Below are 25,396 nucleotides of genomic sequence, written 5' to 3' on the forward strand. Positions count from 1 at the left end.
TTCTTCTTACACTAACGGCGCTTATGGAATACGGGTTTTTTTCTAAACACCGGGATAATCAGGCGAGACGTCTTGTACCTCTACATCGAGACATTGAAGCAGAGACTGGATGCGATCAATCAGCTACGCGTCGATCGCGCCCTAGCGGCTATGAAGCCCGCGTTTCAACGGGTATACAGTCTGCTGCCCACCTTACTGCACCACCACCACCCGCTGATGCCGGGTTACCTGAACGGTAACGTTCCCCATGGCATTTGCCTCTACACGCCTGATGAAACTCAACAAGATTACCTGAACGATTTAGAAGACAAATGGGGCAGCCCGTTTGACAAGCCGGCCAGCGGCGAGCTGCCGATCACCGGCGTCTACTCGATGGGCAGCACCTCGTCTATCGGCCAAAGCTGCAGCTCGGATCTCGACATCTGGGTCTGCCACCAGTCCTGGCTGGACAACGAAGAACGCACCCGTTTGCAGCAAAAATGCAGCCTGCTTGAGAAGTGGGCCGCCTCGATGGGGGTGGAGGTCAGCTTCTTCCTGATCGACGAAAACCGCTTCCGCCATAATGAAAGCGGCAGCCTGGGTGGCGAAGACTGCGGCTCGACGCAGCACATCCTGTTGCTCGATGAATTCTATCGCACCGCAGTGCGCCTGGCTGGCAAACGCATCCTGTGGAACATGGTACCGGGTGAAGAAGAAGCGCACTACGATGAATACGTGCTGTCGCTGTACGCGCAGGGTGCGCTGACGCCGAACGAGTGGCTGGATCTCGGTGGCCTGAGTTCGCTGTCGGCGGAAGAGTACTTCGGCGCCAGCCTGTGGCAGCTGTACAAGAGCATCGATTCGCCTTACAAGGCGGTGCTGAAGACCCTGCTGCTGGAAGCCTATTCCTGGGAATACCCCAATACCCAACTGCTGGCGACGGACATCAAACACCGGCTGCATCAGGGTGAGATCGTCAGCTTCGGGCTTGATGCCTACTGCATGATGCTTGAGCGCGTGACCCGCTACCTGACCGACATCAACGACACCACCCGCCTCGATCTGGCCCGCCGCTGTTTTTACCTGAAAGTATGTGAAAAGCTGTCGCTGGCCAAGGCCTGCGTCGGCTGGCGGCGCGAGATCCTCAGCCAATTGGTCAGCGAGTGGGGCTGGAGCGAAGAGCGTCTGGCGATGCTGGATAACCGCGCCAACTGGAAAATCGAGCGGGTGCGCGAAGCGCATAACGAACTGCTCGATGCGATGATGCAAAGCTACCGCAACCTGATCCGTTTCGCTCGCCGCAACAACCTCAGCGTCAGCGCCAGCCCGCAGGATATCGGCGTGCTGACCCGCAAACTGTACGCGGCGTTCGAAGCGCTGCCCGGCAAGGTGACGCTGGTGAACCCGCAGATCTCACCGGACCTGTCGGAAAACGATTTAACCTTTATTCACGTGCCGGTTGGCCGCGCCAACCGCACCGGCTGGTACCTGTATAATCAGGCACCGGCTATGGATTCGATCGTCAGCCATCAGCCGCTGGAATATAACCGCTACCTGAACAAGCTGGTGGCCTGGGCCTATTTCAACGGCCTGCTAACGCCGCAGACCCGCCTGCACATCAAGAGCGGCAACCTGTGCGACACCGCCAAGCTGCAGGAGCTGGTGGCCGACGTTTCTCATCACTTCCCGCTGCGCCTGCCGGCGCCGACGCCGAAAGCGCTGTACAGCCCGTGCGAAATTCGCCATCTGGCCATCATCGTCAATCTGGAAAACGATCCGACCGCCGCCTTCCGCAATCAGGTGGTGCACTTCGATTTCCGCAAACTGGACGTGTTCAGCTTCGGCCAGCAGCAGCAGTGTTTGGTGGGCAGTATCGATCTGCTGTATCGCAACTCCTGGAACGAAGTGCGTACCCTGCATTTCAGCGGCGAGCAGTCGGTGCTGGAAGCGCTGAAGACCATTCTCGGCAAAATGCACCAGGACGCCGCGCCGCCGGAGTCGGTGGAAGTGTTCTGCTACAGCCAGCACCTGCGCGGCCTGATCCGCACCCGTATCCAGCAGCTGGTGTCGGAGTGCATCGAGCTGCGCCTGTCCAGTACCCGGCTGGAACCCGGCCGCTTCAAGGCGGTGCGCGTTGCCGGGCAGACTTGGGGGCTGTTCTTCGAGCGCCTGAGCGTGTCGGTGCAAAAGCTGGAGAATGCGGTGGAGTTTTACGGCGCCATCTCCAACAACAAGCTGCACGGCCTGTCTATCAAGGTGGAAACCGATCAGGTGCATCTGCCGCCGGTGGTGGACGGCTTCGCCAGCGAGGGGATCATCCAGTTCTTCTTCGAAGACACCTCAGACGACAAGGGCTTCAACATCTATATTCTGGATGAGTCGAATCGGGTGGAGGTGTATCACCACTGCGAGGGCAGTAAAGAGGAGCTGGTGCGCGACGTCAGCCGCTTCTACTCCTCGTCGCACGATCGCTTCACCTACGGCTCCAGCTTCATCAACTTCAATCTGCCGCAGTTCTATCAGATCGTGCAACTCGACGGGCGCACGCAGGTGATCCCGTTCCGCAGCAACGTGCTGTCCAGCCTGTGCGTGACGGTGGCCGACGGCGCCGCTCAGCCGCTGAAACAGCAGTTCCAGCTGCATTGACGCCGCAAGGGCTCGGTTGCCGAGCCCTGCTTAGCCTCAGGAAAAATGCAGTTCCTCGCCGGCCTGCGCGCTGGCCGCTTCGCTGAGCAGCTGATAAAACGGCTGCCCGCTGCGATCGCATAGCCAAACGCCGTCGCGGTAGTTGAAGTGATAACCGCCGGCCTTGGTGGCGAGCCACACCTGGTGCAGCGGCTCCTGGCGGTTGATGACGATTTTGGTGCCGTTTTCGAAGCTCAGCGTCATTACGCCGCCATTGGTTTCGTAATCGATATCCGCATCGCCGTCAAAATCGTCCAGTGTCTCTTCAATATTCAGCATCAGCTGGTCGGCCAACTGGTGAAACTCACTGTCGTTCATATTCAATTCCTATTGCTTTTCATGATCCACCTGCGATTATAGAGACCTTGGACGCATGAATTACAGGCATTAATGCAAATGAAAAAACAACTACGCTATGCGCTGATGGCAGTTCTGGTTACCGGCCTCGCCGGCTGCGGTCTGAAAGGCCCGCTTTACTTCCCGCCTGCCGATCCCGCCAGCCAGAAACCGGCCAAGCCGCCGGTGCAAACGGGCGATCAGGTGCAAAAGAACCAGCAGGAGCAGTCTGGCTCTCAGCAAAAACCGTCGATGGTTGACCAGTAAACCCCGGTTTGCGGTAGCGAGCGCCACCGCAACATCAAGACGGATAGCGCGTCCAGATAGCGGAGTATGATATGCAGTTCTCCAAAATGCACGGTCTGGGCAACGACTTTATGGTGGTCGATGCCGTTACACAGAATGTCTATTTTTCACCTGAGCTGATCCGCCGGTTGGCCGATCGGCACCTGGGCGTCGGCTTTGACCAGATGCTGGTGGTAGAACCGCCTTACGATCCCGAACTGGATTTTCACTACCGAATTTTTAACGCCGACGGCAGCGAAGTGGCGCAGTGCGGCAACGGCGCGCGTTGCTTCGCGCGTTTCGTGCGGCTGAAAGGGCTGACCAACAAACGCGACATCCGTGTCAGCACCCAAACCGGGCGCATGGTGCTCAGTGTCACCGACGACGATCTGGTGTGCGTCAACATGGGCGAACCGAATTTCGACCCGCAGGCGGTGCCGTTCCGCGCCACTAAGGCTGAAAAGACCTACATCATGCGCGCGGCGGAACATACCGTGCTGTGCGGCGTGGTGTCGATGGGTAACCCGCATTGTGTTTTGCAGGTGGACGATGTAACAACTGCCAAGGTGGAGCTGCTTGGGCCGGTGCTGGAAGGGCATGAACGCTTCCCGGAACGGGCCAACATCGGCTTTATGCAGGTGGTGAGCCGCGATCACATCAAGCTGCGCGTTTATGAACGCGGCGCTGGTGAAACGCAGGCCTGTGGCAGCGGCGCCTGTGCGGCGGTGGCGGTGGGGATCCAACAGGAATTGCTGTCAGAAGAGGTGCATGTAGAACTGCCGGGCGGCAGCCTGCATATTCGCTGGAAAGGGCCGGGCAACCCGCTGTTTATGACCGGTCCGGCAACCCATGTCTATGACGGATTTATTCATCTATGAAAAGCGTAGAAGAACAGAGCGTCGCCGGCCTGGCGCTGGATGACGACACCATGATGCAGTACCTGCTGCAGAACCCGGATTTCTTTATTCGCAACGCGCGCCAGGTTGAGCAGATGCGCGTGCCGCACCCGGTGCGCGGCACCGTTTCGCTGGTGGAATGGCACCTGGCCCGCCAGCGCAATCACATCGAACGGTTGGAAGAAGAGATCACGCTGTTGATGGAGCAGGCCAGCGCCAACGAAGGGCTGTTCGCCCGGTTGCTGCACCTGCAGGCCGATTTGGCCACCGCCGACAGCCTGCAGGACATGCTCAACCGGCTGCAGCGCTGGGCGCGCGGCTTCGGTTTGGCCGGTGCCACGGTTCGGCTGTTCGCCGAGCGCTGGAATATCGGCGCGCCTTCCGATTTCACCCACCTGGCGCTGACGCGTTCGGCGTTCGAGCCGTTCCGCATTCAGCGGCTGGGCAGCGAACAACACTACCTCGGCGGCTTGAACGGCCCCGAGCTGCTGCTGCTGTTGCCGCAGGCCAAACAGATCGGCCAGATTGGCTCGGTGGCGCTGTCGATGCTGGGCGACGACGGCGAGCTGGGCATGGTGATCTTCAGCAGCCGCGATACGCAACACTATCAGCAGGGCATGGGCACGGTGATGCTCAATCAACTGGCGCGCATGCTGCCGGCGCTGCTGGAACGCTGGATAGAACGAGCATGACGCCGATTGCGCCCAGCCTGCAGCAGCCGGTGGACGCGTTTCTGCGTTATCTCAAGGTAGAACGGCAACTCAGCCCGCTGACGCAGCTCAGCTATTCACGCCAGCTGGCGGCGCTGATGCGCCTGGCGCAGGAGATCGGCGTCACCGACTGGGCAGCGCTGGACGCCGCCCGGGTGCGCATGCTGGCGGCGCGCAGCAAACGCGCCGGTCTGCAGTCCGCCAGCCTGGCGCTGCGGCTCTCTTCGTTGCGTAGCTTCCTCGATTGGCTGGTCAGCCAGGGCGTGCTGCACGCCAACCCCGCCAAGGGCATCCGCACGCCGCGCAGCGGCCGCCATCTGCCTAAAAATATCGATGTCGATGAAATGAACCAACTGCTGGAGATCGATCTCAACGATCCGCTGGCGGTGCGCGATCGCGCCATGCTGGAGGTGATGTACGGCGCCGGCCTGCGCCTCTCCGAGCTGGTGGGGCTGGATTGCCGCCATGTCGATATGGCCGCCGGCGAGGTGTGGGTGATGGGGAAAGGCAGCAAAGAGCGTAAATTGCCGATCGGGCGCACCGCCGTCACCTGGCTGGAACACTGGCTGGCAATGCGCGATCTGTTTGGGCCGCAGGACGACGCGATGTTCCTGTCCAATCAGGGGCGGCGCATCTCGACGCGCAACGTGCAAAAACGCTTCGCCGAGTGGGGCGTGAAACAGGGCGTTAACAGCCATATTCACCCGCACAAACTGCGCCACTCCTTCGCCACCCATATGCTGGAGTCCAGCGGCGATCTGCGCGCGGTGCAGGAGCTGCTCGGCCACGCCAACCTGACCACCACGCAAATTTATACCCACCTCGACTTTCAACACCTGGCGAACGTGTACGATGCCGCGCATCCGCGTGCCAAACGGGGGAAATCCTGATGCATTTTTATCGCCCGCTGCGCCCGCTGGCGGCGCTGACTTTCGATCTGGACGACACGCTGTATGATAACCGTCCGGTGATCCGGCAAACCGAACAACAATCGGTGGCCTTCCTGCAGAGTTACCACCCCGGCCTGAGCAGCTTTCAGTCGGCGGACTTCCACCGCCTGCGCCAGGAGCTGCGCGAGCAGGAACCGGAGATCTACCATGACGTCACCCAGTGGCGCTGGCGCGCTATTCATCTGGCGCTGAGCCGGCAGGGGCTGCGCGACGCCGAAGCGGCGATCGGGGCCGATGCGGCGATGCAGAACTTCGCGCTGTGGCGCAGCCGCATCGAGGTGCCGGAAGCGACCCACGCCACGCTGAAGGCGTTGGCCGCGCGCTACCCGCTGGTGGCGATCACCAACGGCAACGTCGATCCGTCTCTGTGCGGCCTGGACGGTTATTTCCAGTTCGTGTTGCGCTCCGGGCCGGACGGGCGCGCCAAGCCGTATCAGGACATGTACCACCTGGCCGTTGAGCGGCTGGGCGTGGCGCCCGAGCAGATCCTGCACGTGGGCGACGATCTGACCACTGACGTGGCCGGCGCGCTGCGCGCGGGGCTGCAGGCCTGTTGGATCAACGATCGGCAACGCTGCCTGATGCAGGCTGCCGACAGCCGCTTGCTGCCGCATATTGAGATTTCGCAGTTGGCATCGCTGACAGCATTGTTATAATCCCTGCCAGAACTCTGTATAAATTTCCAGTGAAAAACCCGTCACCGGCGGGTTTTCCCTTAACCATTAGTGGTGCCTATGGACGTCTCCGATCTGCTCGACAGCCTGAATGAAAAACAACGTGAAGCCGTGGCGGCGCCGCGCAGCAACCTGTTGGTTCTGGCCGGAGCGGGCAGCGGCAAGACGCGGGTGCTGGTGCACCGCATCGCCTGGCTGCTGTCGGTGGAGAACTGCTCACCGTATTCGATCATGGCGGTGACCTTCACCAACAAGGCGGCTGCGGAAATGCGCCACCGTATCGAACATCTGATCGGCACCAGCCAGGGCGGCATGTGGATCGGCACCTTCCACGGCTTGGCGCATCGTCTGTTGCGCGCCCACCACCTGGAGGCCAACCTGCCGCAGGATTTCCAGATCCTCGACAGCGACGACCAGCTGCGGCTGCTCAAGCGCATCATCAAGGCGCTGAACGTTGACGAGAAGCAGTGGCCGCCGCGTCAGGCGATGTGGTACATCAACGGCAAGAAAGACGAGGGCCTGCGGCCACAGCACGTCGAGACCTACAACAACCCGGTAGAGGCCACCTGGCTGCGCATCTATCAGGCCTATCAGGAAGCCTGCGATCGCGCCGGGCTGGTGGATTTCGCCGAGCTGCTGCTGCGCGCGCACGAACTGTGGCTGAACAAGCCGCATATCCTCAACCACTACCGCGAGCGTTTCACCAACGTGCTGGTGGACGAATTCCAGGATACCAACAGCATCCAGTACGCCTGGATCCGCTTGCTGGCGGGCGGCAACAGCAACGTGATGATCGTCGGCGACGATGACCAGTCGATCTACGGCTGGCGCGGCGCGCAGGTGGAAAACATCCAGCGCTTCCTGAAGGATTTCCCCGGCGCGGAAACCATCCGCCTGGAGCAGAACTACCGTTCCACCAGCAACATCCTGAAAGCGGCCAACACCCTGATCGCCAACAACGACGGGCGCATGGGCAAAAATCTGTGGACCGAAGGCGGCGAAGGCGAGCCGATTTCCCTCTACTGCGCCTTCAACGAACTCGACGAAGCGCGCTTCGTGGTCAACCGCATCAAGACCTGGCAAGACAACGGCGGCGCGCTGAACGACTGCGCCATCCTGTACCGCAGCAACGCCCAGTCGCGCGTGCTGGAAGAGGCGCTGCTGCAGACGGCGATGCCGTACCGCATCTACGGTGGCCAGCGCTTCTTCGAACGCCAGGAAATCAAGGATGCGCTGGCTTACCTGCGCCTCATTTCCAACCGCAACGACGATGCGGCCTTCGAGCGCGTGGTCAACACCCCGACGCGCGGCATCGGCGATCGCACCCTCGACGTGGTGCGCCAGGCGGCGCGCGATCGCCAGCTGACGCTGTGGCAGGCGACGCGCGAGCTGATGCAGGACAAAGTGTTGGCCGGCCGCGCCGCGTCGGCGCTGCAGCGCTTTATCGAACTGGTGGAGTCGCTGGCGCATGAAACCGCTGACATGCCGCTGCACGTGCAGACCGACCGGGTGATCCGCGACTCCGGGCTGTTCATCATGTATGAGCAGGAAAAGGGCGAAAAGGGGCAGGCGCGTATCGAAAACCTTGAGGAACTGGTGACGGCGACGCGTCAGTTCAGCTATCAGGAAGAAGATCAGGATCTGATGCCGCTGCAGGCGTTCCTGTCGCATGCGGCGCTGGAAGCGGGCGAAGGTCAGGCCGACGCCTATCAGGACGCGGTGCAGCTGATGACCCTGCACTCGGCCAAGGGCTTGGAGTTCCCGCTGGTGTTTATCGTCGGCATGGAAGAAGGCATGTTCCCGAGCCAGATGTCGCTGGATGAAGGCGGCCGTCTGGAGGAGGAGCGCCGTCTGGCATATGTGGGCGTAACGCGCGCCATGCAGAAACTGACGCTGACCTATGCCGAAACGCGCCGTCTGTACGGCAAAGAGGTTTACCATCGGCCGTCGCGCTTTATCGGCGAACTGCCGGAAGAGTGTGTGGAAGAAGTGCGCCTGCGCGCCAGCGTATCGCGCCCGGTCAATCACCGCCGCATGGGCACGCCGATCAGCGAGAACGATACCGGCTACAAGCTGGGCCAGCGCGTGCGCCATCCCAAGTTTGGCGAAGGCACCATCGTCAATCTGGAAGGCAGCGGCGAGCACAGCCGGTTACAGATCGCTTTCCCGGGCGAGGGCATCAAGTGGCTGGTGGCGGCCTACGCTCGCCTGGAAACGGTATAAAGAGAGGGGAGAGTTGCAGGGGCAGGCCCCTGCAATCGTTCATTATCAGTGAGGGTAGCGATCGCCGACCTGCGCGGTGGCATACCAGCGCATCACCGCTTCGGTGCCTTCGCCGCCTTCCTGCGGTGCCCATTGCATGCAGTCCTCTTCGGTCAGCGCCTGATACGGGCCCTGCTTCACTTCGAACACCACGCCGCCGGCATCGACCGACAGCACCGCATGCCAGGTAAAGGCCGGCATCTCCAGCACTTTGGTTTCTTCGCCAAGCAGGGTGCGCTGTGTTACGACGCCGTCATCGTTGAACTGCAGCACCACAAAGCGGCCGCGCAGCGGCGTCAGCAGCTCCCAGGTTTGCGGGTGGCGGTGCGGGCGGATATAGGTGCCGGGCTCCATGGCGATCGCCAGTCGTTGCACCGGGTCGCTCAGCTCTTCGTGTAAGGTGCGGTGCGCGCGCAGGCGGGGCACGCTGGCGGCCTGTTCGCTCATCGCGGTCAGTTCATGGGCGGTAATCTGTTTCATCGTTTAAATCCGCATGCTTGTCGTACCATTAGGGTGATGTCATCTTAGCAACATTCTTGGTGGCGGTAAGCGATCGTCGCGACTTTTTCAGCACGGTTTAAGCGTCATTTCTGCCATTGATCATCGTGATGATTTGTTGCGCAATTATCCCGCCTAACGTGTTGACAGGCTTTTTCTTCTCGGCGTAACATGCGCGCACTATTATCATTGAGGACAGACGCCTTGGACACACCCAGTAGATACTGGCTCACTGACCTGCGCCGCAGGTATAACTTCTAAGGCTCTCCGTTTTTGCTGATAGCCTTCGTGGTTGTCGGCGACCCCGCAAAGTGTCGCTATGAGTCAGATCTCTTCATGGTCTGAAACAATCGGTGATACGCATCCCCTCTGTTTCTGTGCTTCAACGCGTTGTCCGCACCCGTTACCTTCACGGAGTTTTGGCACATGCTGAGCGCTTTTAAATTAGATAACCGCCGCTTGTCCCGTCTGGAACTGGACGACTCGGATGATCTCACGTCATCGCTGTGGGTTGATCTGGTCGAGCCGGAAGAGGGCGAGCGTGAGCGCGTGCAGAATGAGCTGGGACAAAGCTTGGCGACGCGTCCCGAACTGGACGACATCGAAGCCTCCGCCCGTTTCTTTGAAGACGAAGACGGTCTGCATATCCACTCCTTCTTCTACTTTGAAGATGCGGAAGATCACGCCGGCAACTCCACGGTGGCGTTCACCATTCGCGACGGCCGCCTGTATACCCTGCGCGAGCGTGAACTGCCGGCGTTCCGCCTGTACCGCATGCGCGCCCGCAACCAGACCATGCTCGAAGGCAACGCCTACGAACTGCTGCTGGATTTGTTCGAAACCAAGATTGAACAGCTGGCGGACGAGATAGAGAACATCTACAGCGATCTGGAACAGCTCAGCCGGGTGATCATGGAAGGGCATCAGGGCGACGAATACGACGCCGCGCTGTCGACGCTGGCGGAGCTGGAAGATATCGGCTGGAAGGTGCGTTTGTGTCTGATGGATACCCAGCGCGCGCTCAACTTCCTGGTGCGCAAGGCGCGTTTGCCGACCGGCCAGCTGGAGCAGGCGCGTGAAGTGCTGCGCGACATCGAATCCCTGCTGCCGCACAACGAATCGCTGTTCCAGAAGGTGAACTTCCTGATGCAGGCGGCGATGGGCTTCATCAATATCGAACAGAACCGCATCATCAAGATCTTCTCGGTGGTGTCGGTGGTATTCCTGCCGCCTACGCTGGTGGCCTCCAGCTACGGCATGAACTTCGAATTCATGCCGGAACTGAAATGGTCGTTCGGCTACCCGGGCGCCATCACGCTGATGATCCTGGCCGGCCTGGCCCCTTACCTGTACTTCAAGCGCAAAAACTGGCTGTAACCCGGCGGCGCCGGGCTTAGCGCAGCTTGCGTTGGGTGTAGAGCGCGTCGAGGGTGAACAGGATCAGCGCCGCCCAGATAAAGCCGAAGGTCACCAGCTTGTCCTGGCCGATGGTCTCACCGTAGAAGGTGACCGCCAGCAGGAACATCAGCGTCGGGCCGAGATACTGGAAGAAACCGAGCGTCGACAGGCGCAGCCGGGTAGCCGCCGCGGTGAAGCACAGCAGCGGTACGGTGGTGACGATGCCGGCGGCGACCAGCAGCAGGTTCAGCGACCACGGGTTGGCGCTCAGGTGGCTGGTGGGGCTGTCGGCGAACAGGAACAGATAGGCGGCCGCCACCGGCAGCAGCCATAGCGTCTCAATCAGCATGCCGGTCTGGGCGTCGATGGCGATTTTCTTGCGCAGCAGGCCGTAGAAAGCGAAGCTGAACGCCAGCCCCAGACCGATGATCGGCAACGAGCCGAACTGCCAGAGCTGCACCAGTACCCCGGTGAATGCTAGCGCCACCGCCACCCACTGCATGCGACGAAAGCGCTCGCCGAGAAACAGCATCCCCAGCAGCACGTTAACCAGCGGGTTGATGAAGTAGCCCAGGCTGGCTTCCAGCATATGGTGATTGTTCACCGCCCAGATGAACAGCAGCCAGTTGCCGCCGATCAACAGCGCGGTGACCGCCAGCAGCAGCAGTCGTTTGCGGTTTTGGCAGGCGGCGCGCACTTTAGGCCAGTTGCGGCCCAGCGTGATCAGCGCCAGCATGAAGAAAAACGACCAGATGATCCGGTGGGTGAGGATCTCGTCCGCGGACACTTGCTGGATCAGTTTGAAATAGGCCGGGGCAATGCCCCACATAAAATAGGCGGCCAGGGCGAAGAAAATGCCCTGACGCGTTTGCTTTGCGTCCATGACGTCACTCTGGTGGGGAACTTAAGATGCGGTGAGTGTACTGAAGACGCTCACCGCACACAATCATCAGCCGACCAGATAGGTGGCGGTGGCGGTCGCGATATGCAGGCCGTCGTGGTTATGCAGTTCTACGCGCGCCACGGCGACCTTGTTGCCGCTGCGCAGCACGCTGGCGGAGGCGACGAAGTGCTCGCCGCGGCCGGGGCGCAGGTAGTCGACGCGCAGGTCGATGGTGCCCATGCGCGACAGTTTGGCGGCGATCTCTTCTTCGATCAGCGGCTCCAGGCGCGTCAGCACGCCGCCGGCGCAAGCCAGCCCGGCGGCGACGTCGAGCACCGCGGCAATCACGCCGCCGTGCAGAATTTCCTGTGCGGCGTTGCCCACCAGCTTGCGCTGGTTGGTGAAGCTCAGCTCGACGTAGTCATCGTCGAAGCGGCGCAGCTCCAGGCCAAGCTCGCGGTTGAACGGCATGTGGTAGACAAAGATTTCGCCGATCTTGCGGCGGGCGGCTTCCAGGGTCAGTGGTGTGGTCGACATAGCGGGTTTCCATTTTTCTTTTGCGTTTTAAGGGAGCTAACTGGTCAGTCCAGGTTAATGAGATGTTGATTTTATGCTTAACCTTTGTTGCTTTCCAGACTATTCCAATAAAACCGGCCTGCGCTGCGGTAAAACGCCCTTTGTGTGTAAAATGGCCTGATTTTTTCCGGGCTTGCCCTTTTTCGTTGGAGTGAGGAGAGGTTATGCGCATTTTGTCAGGGATCGTTTCCGCCACGCTGCTGATGCCGGCGCTGGCATTGGCTGAGGAAGCCAAAGAGCAGCAGATTCACGATAAGCCGGCGGTGCGCGGCAGCATTATCGCCAACCTGCTGCAGGAGCACGAGAATCCGTTCACGCTGTATCCTTACGATCCCAATTATCTGCTGTACACCGACACCAGTGATATCAACAAAGAGGCCATCAAGACGTACAACTGGGGCGACAAGGCGCGCAAGGACGAGGTGAAATACCAACTTAGCCTGGCGTTTCCTCTGTGGCGGGGCATTGCCGGCGACAACTCGGTGCTCGGCGCGTCTTATACTCAGCGCTCCTGGTGGCAATTGTCCAACCGCGGCGAGTCTTCGCCGTTCCGCGAAACCAACTACGAGCCGCAGCTGTTCGTGGGGTGGGCGACCGATTACCGTTTTGCCGGTTGGACGCTGCGCGATGTTGAAATCGGCGTGAACCATCAATCTAACGGCCGCTCGGATCCGACGTCGCGCAGCTGGAATCGCGGCTATGCGCGGCTGATGGCGCAAAACGGCAACTGGCAGGTGGATCTCAAGCCCTGGTTCCGCTTCTCGGAGAGCTCGAGCAACGACGACAACCCGGACATCACCAAATACATGGGATACTACCGGTTGAAGGTCGGTTACGCCTGGGGCGACAGCGTGTTCAGCGTCGACAGCCACTATAACTGGAACAGCGGCTACGGCGGCGCGGAGCTGGGCTGGAGCTATCCGATCACCCGCAACGTGCGTTTCTATACCCAGGTATTCAGCGGCTACGGCGAATCGCTGATCGACTATAACTTCCGGCAGACACGGGTGGGCGTTGGTGTCATGCTGAACGATATTATGTAATCATACCCGCTGGGTGTGTACCGATGAAAAAATGGGGAAGTGTGTGTCAACCGCAGCAGTGATTAACAGAGAGTTGCTGGCCGAGCAGGTATTGCGCGATACCTTTGGCTATCAGCAATTCCGTCCGGGGCAGCAAACGATTATCAACGCCGCGATCGGCGGGCAGGATTGCCTGGTGGTGATGCCGACCGGCGGCGGCAAGTCGTTGTGCTACCAAATCCCGGCGCTGGTGATGGACGGCCTGACGCTGGTCGTTTCCCCTCTGATCTCGCTGATGAAGGACCAGGTCGACCAACTGTTGGCCTACGGCGTTTCCGCCGCCTGCTATAACTCGACGCAAACCCGCGAGGAGCAGCTGGACGTCATGGCCGGTTGCCGCAACGGTAACATCAAGATGCTGTACATCGCGCCGGAACGGCTGATGATGGAAAGCTTCCTCAGCCTGCTCGACCACTGCCCGCCGGCAATGCTGGCGGTGGATGAGGCGCACTGCATCTCGCAGTGGGGCCATGACTTCCGGCCGGAATATCGCGCGCTGGGCCAACTGAAACAGCGCTTCCCGTCGATGCCGGTGATCGCGTTGACTGCCACCGCCGACGAGTCCACCCGCGGCGATATCGTGCGTCTGCTGTCGCTGCAGGATCCGCTGGTGCAGGTCAGTAGCTTCGACCGGCCGAACATCCGCTACACGCTGGTGGAAAAATTCAAACCGCTCGATCAGCTGTGGCGCTTCGTGCAGGATCAGCGCGGTAAGAGCGGCATTATCTATTGCAACAGCCGCGCCAAGGTGGAAGACACCGCTGCGCGCTTGCAAAGCCGCGGGCTGAGCGTCGGTGCCTACCACGCCGGGCTGGACAACGATCGTCGCGCCCAGGTGCAGGAAGCGTTCCAGCGCGACGATCTGCAGGTGGTGGTGGCCACCGTCGCCTTCGGCATGGGCATCAACAAACCCAACGTGCGCTTCGTGGTGCATTTCGACATCCCGCGCAATATCGAATCCTATTATCAGGAGACCGGCCGAGCCGGGCGTGACGGCCTGCCGGCCGAAGCCATCCTGCTGTACGATCCGGCCGACATGGCCTGGCTGCGCCGCTGCCTGGAGGAGAAACCCGCCGGGCAGCAGCTGGACATCGAACGCCACAAGCTGAACGCCATGGGCGCGTTCGCCGAGGCGCAAACCTGCCGCCGCCTGGTGTTGCTCAACTACTTCGGCGAAGGCAAGCACGAGAACTGCGGCAACTGCGACATCTGCCTCGATCCGCCCAAGCGCTACGACGGGCTGGAGGACGCGCGCAAGGCGCTGTCCTGCGTGTACCGCGTCGGCCAGCGCTTTGGCCTCGGGTACATCGTGGAAGTGCTGCGCGGCTCCAACAACCAACGCATTCGTGAATACGGTCACGACAAGCTGCCGGTGTACGGCATCGGCCGCGATCAAACCACGGAGCACTGGACCAGCGTGCTGCGTCAGCTGATCCATCTGGGCTTTATCACCCAAAACATCGCCATGCACTCGGCGCTACAATTGACCGAGGCGGCGCGTCCGGTGTTGCGCGGCGAGGTGGCGCTGCAGCTGGCGGTGCCGCGTATTCAGAGCCTGAAGTCGCGCAGCAGCGCCAACCAGAAATCCTACGGCGGCAATTACGATCGCAAGCTGTTCGCCAAGCTGCGCAAACTGCGCAAATCGATCGCCGACGAAGAAAACATTCCGCCCTACGTGGTGTTCAACGACGCCACGCTGCTGGAAATGGCCGAGCAGATGCCGATCAAGGCCGGCGATCTGCTGAGCGTCAACGGCGTCGGCCAGCGCAAACTGGAGCGTTTCGGCGCGCCCTTTATGGCGATGATCCGCGACCATCTCGACAATGATGAAGACTGAGGGCGATAAATCATGCTGATGCTGTTTCTCACCGTGGCGCTGGTGCATCTGATTGCGCTGATGAGCCCGGGGCCGGACTTCTTTTTTGTGTCGCAAACCGCCGCCAGCCGCTCGCGCCGTGAGGCGATGATGGGCGTGGTCGGCATTTCGCTCGGCATCGTGGTATGGGCCGGCGTGGCGTTGATGGGGCTGCATCTGATCCTGCAGAAGATGGCCTGGTTGCATCAGATCATCATGGTCGGCGGCGGCATTTACCTGTGCTGGATGGGGTGGCAGCTGCTGCGTTCCGCGCGGGCGCAACGAGCGCAGCCGGCGGCGGAGGCCCAGGTGGCGTTGCCGAAGGCCGGGCGCAGCTTTATTCGCGGCTTCCTGACCAATTTGTCCAACCCGAAAGCGGTGATCTATTTCGGCAGCGTGTTCTCGCTGTTCGTCGGCGACAGCGTCGGCGCCGGCGCGCGCTGGGGGCTATTCTTGCTGATCGTTGCCGAGACCTTCGTCTGGTTCAGCCTGGTGGCGGTGGTGTTTGCGCTGCCGGCGATGCGCCGCGGCTATCAGCGGTTGGCCAAGTGGATAGACGGGGTAGCGGGCGTGTTGTTTACCGGCTTCGGGTTACACCTGATCTTTACCCGCTGACCGGCGGTGAGATGCCCAAGGCCGAGCAGCGATGCCCGGCCTTTTTTGTCAGGCTTTGCGGGCGGTCGCCAGCAGCCCCGCCACCAGAATGAACAGCGAACCGAACACCCGGTTAAGCAGCTGCATCTGGCGCGGCGTTCTCAGCCAGCCGGCGATGCGCGTCGCCAGGGTGGCGTAACCGATCATCACCAGAATATCCACCACCACGGTGGTGACGCCGAGCACCAGGTACTGCTCGGCCTGCGGTTGATTGGGCAAGATGAACTGCGGGAACAGCGCGGCGAGGAACACGATGCTTTTCGGGTTGGTCAGGTTGACCAGCACCGCGCGGCGGAACAGGCGGCGGCGCGGCATGCTGCCCGCCAGCGCATGCAGATCCAGCGCGCCGGCGGCGCGCCATTGTTGGATGCCGAGCCACACCAGGTAGGCGGCGCCCAGCCATTTCAGCAGCTCGAACGCCAGCAGCGATTGCGATATCAGCGCGCCGAGGCCGATGCCCACCAGCACGATGTGCGCGCTCAACCCGACCTGCAGCCCGGCGATTGACGCGGCGGCGCCGCGATAGCCGTGGCTGATGCCGGTGCTCATGGTGTTGATGGCGCCGGATCCAGGGGACAGGCTAAGGATAAGCGTGGTCAGCAGGTAGGTTAACCACCAGTCCAAGGTCATGGTTCTCGGCTCCCTGAAAGTGTCGTTTTGTGCCACAATGCGCCGAGGCGGCGCCGTTTTTTGTCAGAATTGAATCACAATACGCTAGTATGATTTCTTGTGCCAGCGGTCACATTTTCCGCCGGCCCCACAGGGAAAACGCTCTCGATGACCTCGTTCACTCTCAGCTCCGATGACTGGTTAACGCGTGAAACGCAGTTCGCTGCCTTCGCCACCGGGCCGCTGCTGGATTTCTGGCGGCAGCGCGAAGAAGGCGAGTTCAGCGGCGTGGACGGCGTGCCGATCCGCTTTGTGCGTTTCAGTTCCGCGCGGCATCAGCGCGTGGTGGTGGTCAGCCCCGGCCGCATCGAAAGCTACGTGAAATACCCCGAGGTGGCCTACGATCTGTTCCACTGCGGTTACGACGTGGTGATCGTCGATCATCGCGGCCAAGGGCGTTCCGGGCGTTTACTGGCGGATACGCACCGCGGTCATGTGGTAAACTTCGCCGACTACGTGGACGATTTCGAGCAGCTTTGGCAGCGCGAAGTCGAGTCGCGCGGTTACCGGCAGCGCTTCGCGCTGGCGCATTCGATGGGCGGCGCGATCCTGGCGCAGTTCCTGCAACGCCGGCCGCAGGCGTTCGATGCGGCGGCGTTTTGCGCGCCGATGTTCGGCATCCAGTTGCCGATGCCGGGCTGGCTGGCCGACCGCATCCTCGACTGGGCGGAGACCCGTCCGGCGATCCGCGACTACTACGCGGTGGGCACCGGCCAGTGGCGGCCGCTGCCTTATGTGGTCAACGTGTTGACCCACAGCCGCGAACGCTACCGGCGCAGCCTGCGTTATTACGCCGACTATCCCGAGCTGCAGGTGGGCGGGCCGACCTACCATTGGGTGCGGGAGAGCATCCGCGCCGGCCGGCAGATCATCGCGCAGGCCGGGGAGATAACAACGCCGCTGTTGCTTTTGCAAGCCGGTGAGGAACGGGTGGTTGACAACCGTTCGCACCAGGCTTTTTGTCAGGCTCTGTCAGACGCGGGGCGCCCTTGCGAAGGGGGGCTTCCGTGGGTTATCAACGGCGCACGCCATGAGATCCTGTTCGAGCGGGACGCGATGCGCGCCGAAGCACTGAACGCAATCCTGCGCTTCTTTGCTCAACACTTAGGTGGCGCGCTGCCGCCGACAACTCCATCAGAGGTTAGAACATAACGCTATGTATCACGTCGTCGCTTCCGATTTAGATGGCACGCTGCTGTCTCCCGACCATACCCTGTCGCCGTACGCCAAAGAAACGCTGAAGTTGCTGACCCAGCGCGGCGTGCATTTCGTGTTCGCCACCGGCCGCCACCACATCGACGTGGCGCAGATCCGCGACAGTCTGGAGATCAGTGCCTTTATGATCACCTCCAACGGCGCGCGGGTGCACAACACGGCCGGCGAGCTGATCTTCAGCCACAACCTGGACGAGGATATCGCCCGCGATCTGTACGGCATGCTGCACGACGATCCGGAGATAACCACCAACGTCTACCGTAACGATGACTGGTTCATCAACCGCGAAAGCCCGGAGCAGGAAGAGTTCTTCCAGGAGTCGGTATTCAAATATCAGCTGTTTGAGCCGGGCCTGCTGGAAACCGACGGCGTCTGCAAGGTTTACTTTACCTGTGAAGATCATGAGCGGTTGCTGCAGGTGGAAGACGCCATCAACGCGCGCTGGGGCGATCGGGTCAACGTCAGCTTCTCGTTCCCGACCTGTCTGGAAGTGATGGCGGGCGGCGTGTCGAAAGGGCATGCGCTGGAAGAAGTGGCCAAGATCATCGGCTATACGCTGCAAGAGTGCATCGCCTTCGGCGACGGTATGAACGATCTGGAGATGCTGTCGATGGCCGGCAAGGGCTGCATCATGCGCGACGCGCATCAGCGCCTGAAGGATATGCTGCCGGAGCTGGAAGTGATCGGCTCCAATGTCGATAACGCGGTGCCGCACTACCTGCGCAAGATGTTCCTCTGAGATAACCAGGCCGTTTCTCTGAAATAATAAGGGCGCCTTGCGGCGCCCTTGGCATTACTTGTGCTGGCCCTGCTTCTGCAGGAATTGCACGCCCTTGTCCGGGAAGTCGGTGAACACGCCGTCGACGCCGGCCTGGTTGTAAATCACGTCATACAGCTGGTTTACGTCGGTCACGTACTTCGGCAGCGCATCGGCGCGGATGGTGAACGGATGCACCGCCAGCTTGCTGGCATGCGCTTCTTTCACCATGTCGGTCAGCACGATGTGGCCCGGCTTGGATTGATCCGCCACCACCAGCATGTGGTAGTCCGGCCCGATACCGTCGGCATACTGAGCGATTTTCTTCATCGCACCCGGTTTGAACATCCAGTCGTAGTCGTATTCTACCCACTTGCCGTCGGCTTTCTGCTCGTAGGTTTCCTGCCAGTCGTTATAGGCGATCAGCTGCACCAGCTTCAGATCCATGCCCAGCTTCGGCTCCAGCTCGTTCTTGATGCGCTTGAGCTCGTTGGCGTCGAAGCACTGCAGGTAGACGTTGTCGTTCTTGCCGGTGTAGCCGTACTGCTTGAGCACCGCCAGCACTTTGCTGGAGATGTCTTTGCCTTCCTGCTTGTGGAACCAAGGCGCTTTGATTTCAGGATAGATGCCGATGTTTTTGCCGGTCGAATGGTTCAGACCCTGCACGAACTCGATCTCTTCCTGGAAGGTGTGGACGCGGAAGTCGGATTTGCCCATCGGGAAGCGGCCAGGGTAGCCCTGTACCTTCTTGCCGTTTTCGATGTCAAAGCCTTCGGTGAACTTCAGCGATTTGATCTCCGCCAGCGTAAAGTCGATGGCGTAATAACGACCGTCTTTGCGTGCGCGGTTCGGGAAACGTTCGGCGACGTCGGTGACGCGATCGAGGTAATGGTCGTGCAGCACCACCAGCTCGTTGTCCTTGGTCATCACCAGATCTTGTTCGAGGTAATCGGCGCCCTGCGCGTAGGCCATTGCCTTCGCCGGCAGAGTGTGTTCCGGCAGGTAGCCGCTGGCGCCGCGGTGGGCGATCACCACTTTGTCCGCCGCCTGGGCGGCGCTGACCATTGAGGTGGCGAGAATGATCCCTGTCAGCAGGGCTTTGACTTGAGTCCGCATTCCGTTTTCTCCGTGTTGTTGGGGGCAGGGTAGTAAAAAGGCCGCAGGGCGGCCTTTAAATCATGCAAAAGTCGTGTGACGGTTAGCCGCGCTTGCCGGCAGCGATTTCCGCGTGGTGTTTCTTCTCGTTCAGCATGGTCAGCAGCAGCAGGATAACCGCCAGCACGCCGCCGCCGATCATCACCATGAAGCCGCCGTCCCAACCGAAGAAGTCTACGGTGTAACCGACGATGGCGCTGGCCGCAACCGAGCCGCCCAGGTAGCCGAACAGGCCGGTGAAGCCCGCGGCGGTGCCGGCGGCTTTCTTCGGCGCCAGCTCCAGCGCGTGCAGGCCGATCAGCATCACCGGGCCGTAGATCAGGAAGCCGATGACCAGCATACAGATCATGTCCACGGTCGGGTTACCGGCCGGGTTCATCCAGAACACCACGGTGGCGATGGTCACCAGCGTCATGAAGAACACGCCGGTGGCGCCGCGGTTGCCTTTGAACACTTTGTCCGACATCCAGCCGCACAGCAGGGTGCCCGGGATACCGGCGTATTCATACAGGAAGTAGGCCCAGGAAGACTTGTCCAGCGCGAAGTGCTTCACTTCTTTCAGGTAGGTCGGTGACCAGTCCAGAATGCCGTAACGCAGCAGGTAGACGAACACGTTGGCGACAGCGATGTACCACAACAGCTTGTTCGGCAGGATGTACTGCATGAAGATCTGCTTGGCGGTCAGCTCTTCTTCGTCTTTTTCGCTGTAGTCGTCCGGGTAGTCGTTTTTGTACTCTTCAATCGGCGGCAGGCCGCAGGATTGCGGGGTATCGCGCATCAGGGCGAAGGCGATCAGGGCCACCAGGATGGCGCCGAAGGCCGGCATGTACAGCGCCGCGTGCCAGTCGTTGAACCAGGCCATGCCCAGCAGGAACAGCAGCGGCGGCAGGCCGCCACCCACGTTGTGGGCGCAGTTCCAGATGGAGACGATGCCACCGCGTTCTTTCTGCGACCACCAGTGCACCATGGTGCGGCCGCACGGCGGCCAACCCATGCCCTGGAACCAGCCGCACAGGAACAGCAGAACGAACATCACCGCGATGCTGGAAGTTGCCCACGGTACGAAGCCCATGAACAACATCACCGCCGCCGCCAGGATCAGGCCGGCAGGCAGGAACACCCGCGGGTTGGAACGGTCAGAGACCGAACCCATGATGAATTTGGAGAAGCCGTAGGCGATAGAGATGCCCGACAGCGCGAAGCCGAGGTCGCCGCGGCTGAAGCCTTGTTCGATCAGGTAAGGCATGGCCAGGGTGAAGTTCTTACGCACCAGATAGTAGGCGGCGTAACCGAAGAAGATCCCCAGGAAAATTTGCCAGCGCAGCTTACGGTAGAGCGGATCTACCTTATCGCTCGGCACACGGGCGATGTGTGCGGCTGGCTTAAAAATACTCAACATGAGCGCCTCCGATGGCTTTATCTGTTATCACATCAATATGACCTTTTACGTTCATTTGATGATTGAGCGGATATCGAATGTGGTGTTTTTGTGTTCCATAACGAGCGCCATTGTCATCAAATACGCCTGGTGTCGCTGTGACGAATGGCGCAATTGTTACACTTTCATGAAACCACGGCGGATTTTGAGCGATTCGTTAACGTTATGAAATAGAAAAACGTCCAAAAATCGTGATTATGATCACATTGATGGTTTTTTGTGGTCATTTTTATTTCGTTTTATGTTCGTTATTGTTCCTTATCAAACAAAGACCCCAATAACCGTGGCTCAATAGGCTCATAACTACCGATCCTGAGGGAGCGACATGAGCAGCTATTTTGACGGCGGCGAAACGGATGTGATCATCATCGGCGGCGGCGCCACCGGCGCAGGCATTGCCCGCGACTGTGCGCGGCGCGGCCTGCGATGCATTTTGCTGGAGCGCCACGACATCGCCACCGGCGCCACCGGCCGCAACCACGGTTTATTGCACAGCGGCGCGCGCTATGCGGTGACCGACGGCGAGTCGGCGCGCGAGTGCATCGAAGAAAACCGCATCCTGAAACGCATCGCGCATCACTGTATCGAGCGCACCGACGGGCTGTTCATCACCTTGCCGCAAGACTCGCTGGACTATCAGCAGCAGTTTATCGCGGCCTGTCGCCAGGCCGATATCGACGCCGAAGCGATCGACCCGCAGCTGGCGCTGCGGCTGGAGCAGGCGGCTAACCCGGCGCTGATCGGCGCGGTGCGCGTACCGGACGGCACCGTCGATCCCTTCCGGCTGACCGCCGCCAACATGTTGGACGCGCGCGAGCACGGTGCGCAGATCCTGACCTACCACCAGGTGGTGGGATTGTTGCGCAGCGGCGATCGGGTAACGGGCGTGCGCGTTTACGACCATCAGAATCAGCGGCGCTATGAGCTGCACGCGTCTGTGGTGGTCAACGCCGCCGGTATCTGGGGCCAGCAGATCGCCGAATATGCCGATTTACGCATTCGCATGTTCCCGGCCAAGGGGGCGCTGCTGATCCTCGGCCATCGCATCAACAACATGGTGATCAACCGCTGCCGCAAACCGGCGGACGCCGACATCCTGGTGCCGGGCGACACCATCTCGCTGATCGGCACCACCTCGACCCATATCGACTACGACCAAATTGACAACATGCTGGTGACCCCGCAGGAGGTGGACATTCTGATCCGCGAGGGGGCGCTGTTGGCGCCCACCCTGGCGCAGACCCGCATTCTGCGCGCCTATGCCGGGGTGCGGCCGCTGGTCGCCAGCGACGACGATCCCAGCGGGCGCAACGTCAGCCGCGGCATCGTGCTGCTCGATCACGCCGCCCGCGACGGGCTGGAAGGGTTTATCACCATCACCGGCGGCAAGCTGATGACCTACCGCCTGATGGCGGAGTGGGCCACCGACAAGGTGTGCGAAAAGCTTGGCGTAAACCGTCCGTGCACCACCGCGCAGGACGCGTTGCCCGGATCCCGCCAGTCGGCGGAGGAAACGGTGCGCAGCGTGGTTTCACTGCCCGCCAGCATCCGTGGTTCGGCGATTTACCGCCACGGCGATCGCGCCAGCCAGGTGCCGGCGGCCGATCGGCTCGACACCAGCCTGGTGTGCGAATGCGAGGCGGTGACCGCCGGGGAAGTGCGTTATGCGGTCAATTCGCTGACCGTCAATAACCTGGTGGATCTGCGCCGCCGCACCCGCGTCGGCATGGGCACCTGCCAGGGCGAACTCTGCGCCTGCCGCGCCGCCGGGCTGCTGACGCGCTTTAACGTCAGCACGCCGCAGCAATCCATCGCGCAGCTGTCGCAGTTCCTCAACGAACGCTGGAAAGGCGTACGGCCGATCGCCTGGGGCGATGCGCTGCGCGAGAGCGAATTTACCAGTTGGGTTTACCAGGGGTTATGCGGGCTTGAAGCCCAGGCCGACCAGGAGCAGGAGGCAGATGATGCGATTTGACGTCGTGGTGATTGGCGGCGGTCTGGCGGGCCTGAGCTGCGCCATTGCCGTGGCCGAACAGGGCAAGCGCTGCGCGGTGGTCAGTTCTGGCCAGAGCGCGCTCTACTTCTCCTCCGGCTCGCTCGACCTGTTGGCGAGATTGCCGGACGGCACGCCGGTCGAGATGCCGCTGGCGGCGTTGCCGCAGCTGGCGCAGCAGGCGCCGCAGCATCCGTATGCCCTGATCGGGCCCGGCCGGGTGGCGGCGCTGTCCGCTGCCGCACAGCGGCTGCTGGAGCGCTGCGGGTTGAACCTGCAGGGGGAGGGAACCAATAACCATCTGCGCATTACGCCGCTGGGCACGCGCCGCGCCACCTGGCTCAGCCCGCAGGCGATCCCGACGCTGCCGCTGACCGGCCAACTGCCGTGGCGGCGCATCGCGGTGATCGGCATCGAAGGGTTCCTCGACTTCCAGCCGCAGATGGCCGCCGATTCCCTGAGCCGCGAGCTTGGCGTGCAGACGGACGTGGCCTATCTGCACATGCCGGCGCTGGACAGATTGCGCAATAACCCCAGTGAGTTCCGCGCGGTGAACATCGCCCGGGTACTGGATTTGATGGAAAGCCTGCCGCCGATGGCCGAAGAGCTGCGGCGGCTGGCGGGCGAGGCCGAGGCGCTCTTCCTGCCGGCCTGTCTGGGCCTGGAGGACGATGCGTCGCTGGCGGTGTTGCAGGATGCGGTCGGCAAACCGATCCGACTGCTGCCGACGTTGCCGCCTTCGGTGCCCGGCATGCGCTTGCATCAGGCACTGCGGCGGCGTTTTCAGCAGCTGGGCGGCATTTTCATGCCCGGCGACAGCGTGCTGCGCGCCGAGAGCGAGGCCGGCCGTATCACCGGTTTGTACACCCGCAACCACGGCGATATTCCGCTGCGAGCGCAGCAGGTGGTGCTGGCCAGCGGCAGCTTCTTCAGCAATGGGCTTGTGGCCGATTTCGACCGGGTGCGTGAGCCGATCTTTGGGCTGGACGTACACAGCCGGGCGGATCGCGCCGACTGGAGCCGACGCGAGCTGTTCGCGCCGCAGCCTTACCTGCAGTTCGGCGTGCGTACCGACGGCAGGCTGCGGGCGATGAAGCAGGGAGTGCCGTTCGACAACCTGTACGCCATCGGCGCGGTCGCCGGTGGCTACGATCCGCTGCAGCAGGGCTGCGGCGCCGGCGTGTCATTGATCGGCGCGCTGCACGTCGCGCAGCAGATCGCCGCGGAGGAGAACGTATGAGCCTGCATCGGGACCACAGCTTTGAAAGCTGCATCAAATGCACCGTCTGCACCACTTACTGCCCGGTCGCCAAAGTGAACCCGCTCTACCCGGGGCCGAAACAGGCGGGGCCGGACGGCGAGCGGCTGCGGCTGAAAGACCCGGCGCTGTACGACGAAGCGCTGAAATACTGCACCAACTGCAAACGTTGTGAAGTGGCCTGCCCGTCCGACGTCAAAATCGGCGACATTATTCAACGCGCCCGCGCCGACTTCGCCCAGAGCAAGCCGACGCTGCGCGATGCCATCCTCAGCCACACCGACATCATGGGCTCGCTGTCGACGCCGTTCGCGCCGATCGTCAACGCCGCCACCGGGTTGAAACCGGTGCGCAAGCTGCTGGACAAGGCGCTGAAGATCGATCACCGTCGTGAGCTGCCGAAATATTCCTTCGGCACCTTCCGCCGCTGGTACCGGCAACAGGCGCAGGCTCAGCAGCGTTACGCTGAGCAGGTGGCATTCTTCCACGGTTGCTTCGTCAACTATAACCACCCGCAGCTGGGCAAGGATTTGGTCCGGGTGTTCAACGCGCTGGATATCGGCGTGCAGCTGCTGAAACGCGAGAAATGCTGCGGCGTGCCGCTGATCGCCAACGGGTTTATCGAGCAGGCTAAAAAGCAGGCCAGGGTCAATGCCGAATCGCTGCAGGAAACGGTGCTGGAGCGCGGCATTCCGGTGGTGGCGACCTCATCGAGCTGCACCTTCACCCTGCGTGACGAATACCCTCATCTGCTGGACGTAGACACCACTGCGGTGCGCGATCGGGTGGAGCTGGCGACGCGCTATCTCTATCGCCTGATCAATCAGGGGCGCAGCCTGCCGCTCAAGCGCACGCCGCTGCGGGTGGCTTATCACACGCCTTGCCATATGGAGAAGATGGGCTGGACCGCCTACACCCTGGAGCTGCTGCGGCAGATACCGGGGCTGGAGCTGGTGGTACTGGATTCGCAGTGCTGCGGCATCGCCGGCACCTACGGGTTCAAATCGGAGAACTACGCCACGTCGCAAGGCATCGGCGCGCCGCTGTTCCGGCAGATAGAAGAGAGCGGGGTGGATCTGGTGGTGACCGACTGCGAAACCTGCAAATGGCAGATAGAAATGTCCACCAGCAAGCGCTGCGAACATCCGATCACCCTGCTGGCGCAGGCGCTGGTATAAAAACGAAAGG

General features: G+C 61.3%; 23 protein-coding genes. 16 read left to right on the top strand and 7 right to left on the bottom strand.

What is annotated here, in order from left to right; genetic code table 11:
* Positions 1-72 precede the first annotated feature (72 nt).
* The gene (locus BVU99_RS22845) at positions 73-2,625 is read left to right on the top strand and encodes a class I adenylate cyclase (RefSeq protein WP_019452546.1); all 2,553 of its coding nucleotides are present in this window, start codon (positions 73-75) and stop codon (positions 2,623-2,625) included.
* Between the two features lie 36 nt (positions 2,626-2,661).
* Here the strand turns inward: BVU99_RS22845 and cyaY are convergent, their stop codons facing one another.
* Positions 2,662-2,982, bottom strand: coding sequence for an iron donor protein CyaY (gene cyaY, locus BVU99_RS22850; protein ID WP_004934237.1), 321 nt, complete (start codon positions 2,980-2,982; stop codon positions 2,662-2,664).
* A 78-nt stretch (positions 2,983-3,060) separates the two neighbouring features.
* On the opposite strand from cyaY, the gene BVU99_RS22855 reads away from it, so the two are divergent.
* The 6 genes from BVU99_RS22855 to uvrD all read left to right on the top strand — a co-directional run bounded on the left by BVU99_RS22855 (position 3,061) and on the right by uvrD (position 8,738).
* Entirely contained in the window at positions 3,061-3,267 is a 207-nt protein-coding gene (locus BVU99_RS22855) for a lipoprotein (RefSeq protein ID WP_004934241.1), read from the top strand.
* Between the two features lie 71 nt (positions 3,268-3,338).
* Complete coding sequence (gene dapF / locus BVU99_RS22860) at positions 3,339-4,163, top strand: diaminopimelate epimerase (protein WP_025304871.1); 825 nt, start codon at positions 3,339-3,341, stop codon at positions 4,161-4,163.
* Positions 4,160-4,873: a DUF484 domain-containing protein gene (locus BVU99_RS22865; protein WP_049209356.1), complete on the top strand. Its 714-nt coding sequence runs from the start codon at positions 4,160-4,162 to the stop codon at positions 4,871-4,873. Before dapF ends, BVU99_RS22865 begins: the two co-directional genes overlap by 4 nt.
* On the top strand, positions 4,870-5,781 hold the full coding sequence (gene xerC, locus BVU99_RS22870; RefSeq protein WP_021504817.1) for a tyrosine recombinase XerC: 912 nt from the start codon (positions 4,870-4,872) through the stop codon (positions 5,779-5,781). Before BVU99_RS22865 ends, xerC begins: the two co-directional genes overlap by 4 nt.
* Positions 5,781-6,497 carry a 5-amino-6-(5-phospho-D-ribitylamino)uracil phosphatase YigB gene (gene yigB, locus BVU99_RS22875; RefSeq protein ID WP_025304873.1) on the top strand — a complete coding sequence of 239 codons (717 nt, stop codon included), beginning with the start codon at positions 5,781-5,783 and terminating at the stop codon, positions 6,495-6,497. The genes xerC and yigB overlap by 1 nt, the downstream gene beginning before the upstream one ends.
* 78 nt (positions 6,498-6,575) lie before the next feature.
* Positions 6,576-8,738 (top strand): DNA helicase II, encoded by a 2,163-nt coding sequence (gene uvrD / locus BVU99_RS22880; protein ID WP_025304874.1) that lies wholly within the window; start codon positions 6,576-6,578, stop codon positions 8,736-8,738.
* Positions 8,739-8,783: 45 nt separating this feature from the next.
* On the opposite strand, the gene BVU99_RS22885 is transcribed toward uvrD, so the two are convergent.
* The gene (locus tag BVU99_RS22885) at positions 8,784-9,257 is read right to left on the bottom strand and encodes a WbuC family cupin fold metalloprotein (protein WP_049203606.1); all 474 of its coding nucleotides are present in this window, start codon (positions 9,255-9,257) and stop codon (positions 8,784-8,786) included.
* A gap of 444 nt (positions 9,258-9,701) precedes the next feature.
* On the opposite strand from BVU99_RS22885, the gene corA reads away from it, so the two are divergent.
* Complete coding sequence (gene corA, locus BVU99_RS22890; protein WP_004934262.1) at positions 9,702-10,652, top strand: magnesium/cobalt transporter CorA; 951 nt, start codon at positions 9,702-9,704, stop codon at positions 10,650-10,652.
* Between the two features lie 16 nt (positions 10,653-10,668).
* On the opposite strand, the gene rarD is transcribed toward corA, so the two are convergent.
* The gene (rarD, locus tag BVU99_RS22895; protein WP_025304876.1) at positions 10,669-11,556 is read right to left on the bottom strand and encodes an EamA family transporter RarD; all 888 of its coding nucleotides are present in this window, start codon (positions 11,554-11,556) and stop codon (positions 10,669-10,671) included.
* Positions 11,557-11,622: 66 nt separating this feature from the next.
* Positions 11,623-12,093: a thioesterase family protein gene (locus BVU99_RS22900; RefSeq protein ID WP_016929489.1), complete on the bottom strand. Its 471-nt coding sequence runs from the start codon at positions 12,091-12,093 to the stop codon at positions 11,623-11,625.
* A 203-nt stretch (positions 12,094-12,296) separates the two neighbouring features.
* On the opposite strand from BVU99_RS22900, the gene pldA reads away from it, so the two are divergent.
* Genes pldA through rhtC form a run of 3 tightly spaced genes read left to right on the top strand, consistent with a single transcriptional unit; the run spans position 12,297 to position 15,684 of the window.
* Entirely contained in the window at positions 12,297-13,175 is an 879-nt protein-coding gene (pldA, locus tag BVU99_RS22905) for a phospholipase A (RefSeq protein ID WP_025304877.1), read from the top strand.
* Positions 13,176-13,218: 43 nt separating this feature from the next.
* On the top strand, positions 13,219-15,051 hold the full coding sequence (recQ, locus tag BVU99_RS22910; protein WP_099816936.1) for an ATP-dependent DNA helicase RecQ: 1,833 nt from the start codon (positions 13,219-13,221) through the stop codon (positions 15,049-15,051).
* A gap of 12 nt (positions 15,052-15,063) precedes the next feature.
* The gene (rhtC, locus tag BVU99_RS22915) at positions 15,064-15,684 is read left to right on the top strand and encodes a threonine export protein RhtC (RefSeq protein WP_043142215.1); all 621 of its coding nucleotides are present in this window, start codon (positions 15,064-15,066) and stop codon (positions 15,682-15,684) included.
* 48 nt (positions 15,685-15,732) lie between these two features.
* On the opposite strand, the gene rhtB is transcribed toward rhtC, so the two are convergent.
* The gene (gene rhtB / locus BVU99_RS22920) at positions 15,733-16,353 is read right to left on the bottom strand and encodes a homoserine/homoserine lactone efflux protein (RefSeq protein ID WP_025304879.1); all 621 of its coding nucleotides are present in this window, start codon (positions 16,351-16,353) and stop codon (positions 15,733-15,735) included.
* Positions 16,354-16,500: 147 nt separating this feature from the next.
* Between rhtB and pldB the strand changes: the two genes are divergently transcribed.
* Together pldB and yigL are read left to right on the top strand one after the other, a co-directional pair.
* Positions 16,501-17,544: a lysophospholipase L2 gene (pldB, locus tag BVU99_RS22925; RefSeq protein ID WP_043142212.1), complete on the top strand. Its 1,044-nt coding sequence runs from the start codon at positions 16,501-16,503 to the stop codon at positions 17,542-17,544.
* Positions 17,545-17,548: 4 nt separating this feature from the next.
* On the top strand, positions 17,549-18,346 hold the full coding sequence (gene yigL, locus BVU99_RS22930) for a sugar/pyridoxal phosphate phosphatase YigL (RefSeq protein ID WP_025304881.1): 798 nt from the start codon (positions 17,549-17,551) through the stop codon (positions 18,344-18,346).
* 54 nt (positions 18,347-18,400) lie between these two features.
* Here the strand turns inward: yigL and glpQ are convergent, their stop codons facing one another.
* Both glpQ and glpT read right to left on the bottom strand, forming a co-directional pair.
* On the bottom strand, positions 18,401-19,480 hold the full coding sequence (gene glpQ, locus BVU99_RS22935) for a glycerophosphodiester phosphodiesterase (RefSeq protein WP_025304882.1): 1,080 nt from the start codon (positions 19,478-19,480) through the stop codon (positions 18,401-18,403).
* Between the two features lie 82 nt (positions 19,481-19,562).
* On the bottom strand, positions 19,563-20,918 hold the full coding sequence (glpT, locus tag BVU99_RS22940; protein ID WP_025304883.1) for a glycerol-3-phosphate transporter: 1,356 nt from the start codon (positions 20,916-20,918) through the stop codon (positions 19,563-19,565).
* A 364-nt stretch (positions 20,919-21,282) separates the two neighbouring features.
* On the opposite strand from glpT, the gene glpA reads away from it, so the two are divergent.
* From glpA to glpC, 3 genes are read left to right on the top strand one after another with little or no spacing between them, the layout of a single operon-like run.
* Positions 21,283-22,932 (top strand): anaerobic glycerol-3-phosphate dehydrogenase subunit A, encoded by a 1,650-nt coding sequence (gene glpA, locus BVU99_RS22950; RefSeq protein WP_099816937.1) that lies wholly within the window; start codon positions 21,283-21,285, stop codon positions 22,930-22,932.
* Entirely contained in the window at positions 22,922-24,190 is a 1,269-nt protein-coding gene (gene glpB / locus BVU99_RS22955; protein WP_060434789.1) for a glycerol-3-phosphate dehydrogenase subunit GlpB, read from the top strand. The genes glpA and glpB overlap by 11 nt, the downstream gene beginning before the upstream one ends.
* Positions 24,187-25,386 carry an anaerobic glycerol-3-phosphate dehydrogenase subunit GlpC gene (gene glpC, locus BVU99_RS22960; RefSeq protein ID WP_043142203.1) on the top strand — a complete coding sequence of 400 codons (1,200 nt, stop codon included), beginning with the start codon at positions 24,187-24,189 and terminating at the stop codon, positions 25,384-25,386. Before glpB ends, glpC begins: the two co-directional genes overlap by 4 nt.
* The last annotated feature ends 10 nt before the right edge of the window (positions 25,387-25,396 follow it).

The organism is Serratia sp. OLAL2, assembly GCF_002752475.1.
Classification (GTDB): Bacteria; Pseudomonadota; Gammaproteobacteria; order Enterobacterales; family Enterobacteriaceae; genus Serratia; species Serratia bockelmannii.

What these genes read in the sequence shown, in the direction of transcription:
- cyaY (WP_004934237.1), bottom strand. Translation starts at nt 2,982, where the DNA reads ATGAACGACAGTGAGTTTCACCAGTTGGCCGACCAGCTGATGCTGAAT.
- BVU99_RS22855 (WP_004934241.1), top strand. Translation starts at nt 3,061, where the DNA reads ATGAAAAAACAACTACGCTATGCGCTGATGGCAGTTCTGGTTACCGGC.
- dapF (WP_025304871.1), top strand. Translation starts at nt 3,339, where the DNA reads ATGCAGTTCTCCAAAATGCACGGTCTGGGCAACGACTTTATGGTGGTC.
- BVU99_RS22865 (WP_049209356.1), top strand. Translation starts at nt 4,160, where the DNA reads ATGAAAAGCGTAGAAGAACAGAGCGTCGCCGGCCTGGCGCTGGATGAC.
- xerC (WP_021504817.1), top strand. Translation starts at nt 4,870, where the DNA reads ATGACGCCGATTGCGCCCAGCCTGCAGCAGCCGGTGGACGCGTTTCTG.
- yigB (WP_025304873.1), top strand. Translation starts at nt 5,781, where the DNA reads ATGCATTTTTATCGCCCGCTGCGCCCGCTGGCGGCGCTGACTTTCGAT.
- uvrD (WP_025304874.1), top strand. Translation starts at nt 6,576, where the DNA reads ATGGACGTCTCCGATCTGCTCGACAGCCTGAATGAAAAACAACGTGAA.
- BVU99_RS22885 (WP_049203606.1), bottom strand. Translation starts at nt 9,257, where the DNA reads ATGAAACAGATTACCGCCCATGAACTGACCGCGATGAGCGAACAGGCC.
- corA (WP_004934262.1), top strand. Translation starts at nt 9,702, where the DNA reads ATGCTGAGCGCTTTTAAATTAGATAACCGCCGCTTGTCCCGTCTGGAA.
- rarD (WP_025304876.1), bottom strand. Translation starts at nt 11,556, where the DNA reads ATGGACGCAAAGCAAACGCGTCAGGGCATTTTCTTCGCCCTGGCCGCC.
- BVU99_RS22900 (WP_016929489.1), bottom strand. Translation starts at nt 12,093, where the DNA reads ATGTCGACCACACCACTGACCCTGGAAGCCGCCCGCCGCAAGATCGGC.
- pldA (WP_025304877.1), top strand. Translation starts at nt 12,297, where the DNA reads ATGCGCATTTTGTCAGGGATCGTTTCCGCCACGCTGCTGATGCCGGCG.
- rhtC (WP_043142215.1), top strand. Translation starts at nt 15,064, where the DNA reads ATGCTGATGCTGTTTCTCACCGTGGCGCTGGTGCATCTGATTGCGCTG.
- rhtB (WP_025304879.1), bottom strand. Translation starts at nt 16,353, where the DNA reads ATGACCTTGGACTGGTGGTTAACCTACCTGCTGACCACGCTTATCCTT.
- pldB (WP_043142212.1), top strand. Translation starts at nt 16,501, where the DNA reads ATGACCTCGTTCACTCTCAGCTCCGATGACTGGTTAACGCGTGAAACG.
- yigL (WP_025304881.1), top strand. Translation starts at nt 17,549, where the DNA reads ATGTATCACGTCGTCGCTTCCGATTTAGATGGCACGCTGCTGTCTCCC.
- glpQ (WP_025304882.1), bottom strand. Translation starts at nt 19,480, where the DNA reads ATGCGGACTCAAGTCAAAGCCCTGCTGACAGGGATCATTCTCGCCACC.
- glpT (WP_025304883.1), bottom strand. Translation starts at nt 20,918, where the DNA reads ATGTTGAGTATTTTTAAGCCAGCCGCACACATCGCCCGTGTGCCGAGC.
- glpA (WP_099816937.1), top strand. Translation starts at nt 21,283, where the DNA reads ATGAGCAGCTATTTTGACGGCGGCGAAACGGATGTGATCATCATCGGC.
- glpB (WP_060434789.1), top strand. Translation starts at nt 22,922, where the DNA reads ATGCGATTTGACGTCGTGGTGATTGGCGGCGGTCTGGCGGGCCTGAGC.
- glpC (WP_043142203.1), top strand. Translation starts at nt 24,187, where the DNA reads ATGAGCCTGCATCGGGACCACAGCTTTGAAAGCTGCATCAAATGCACC.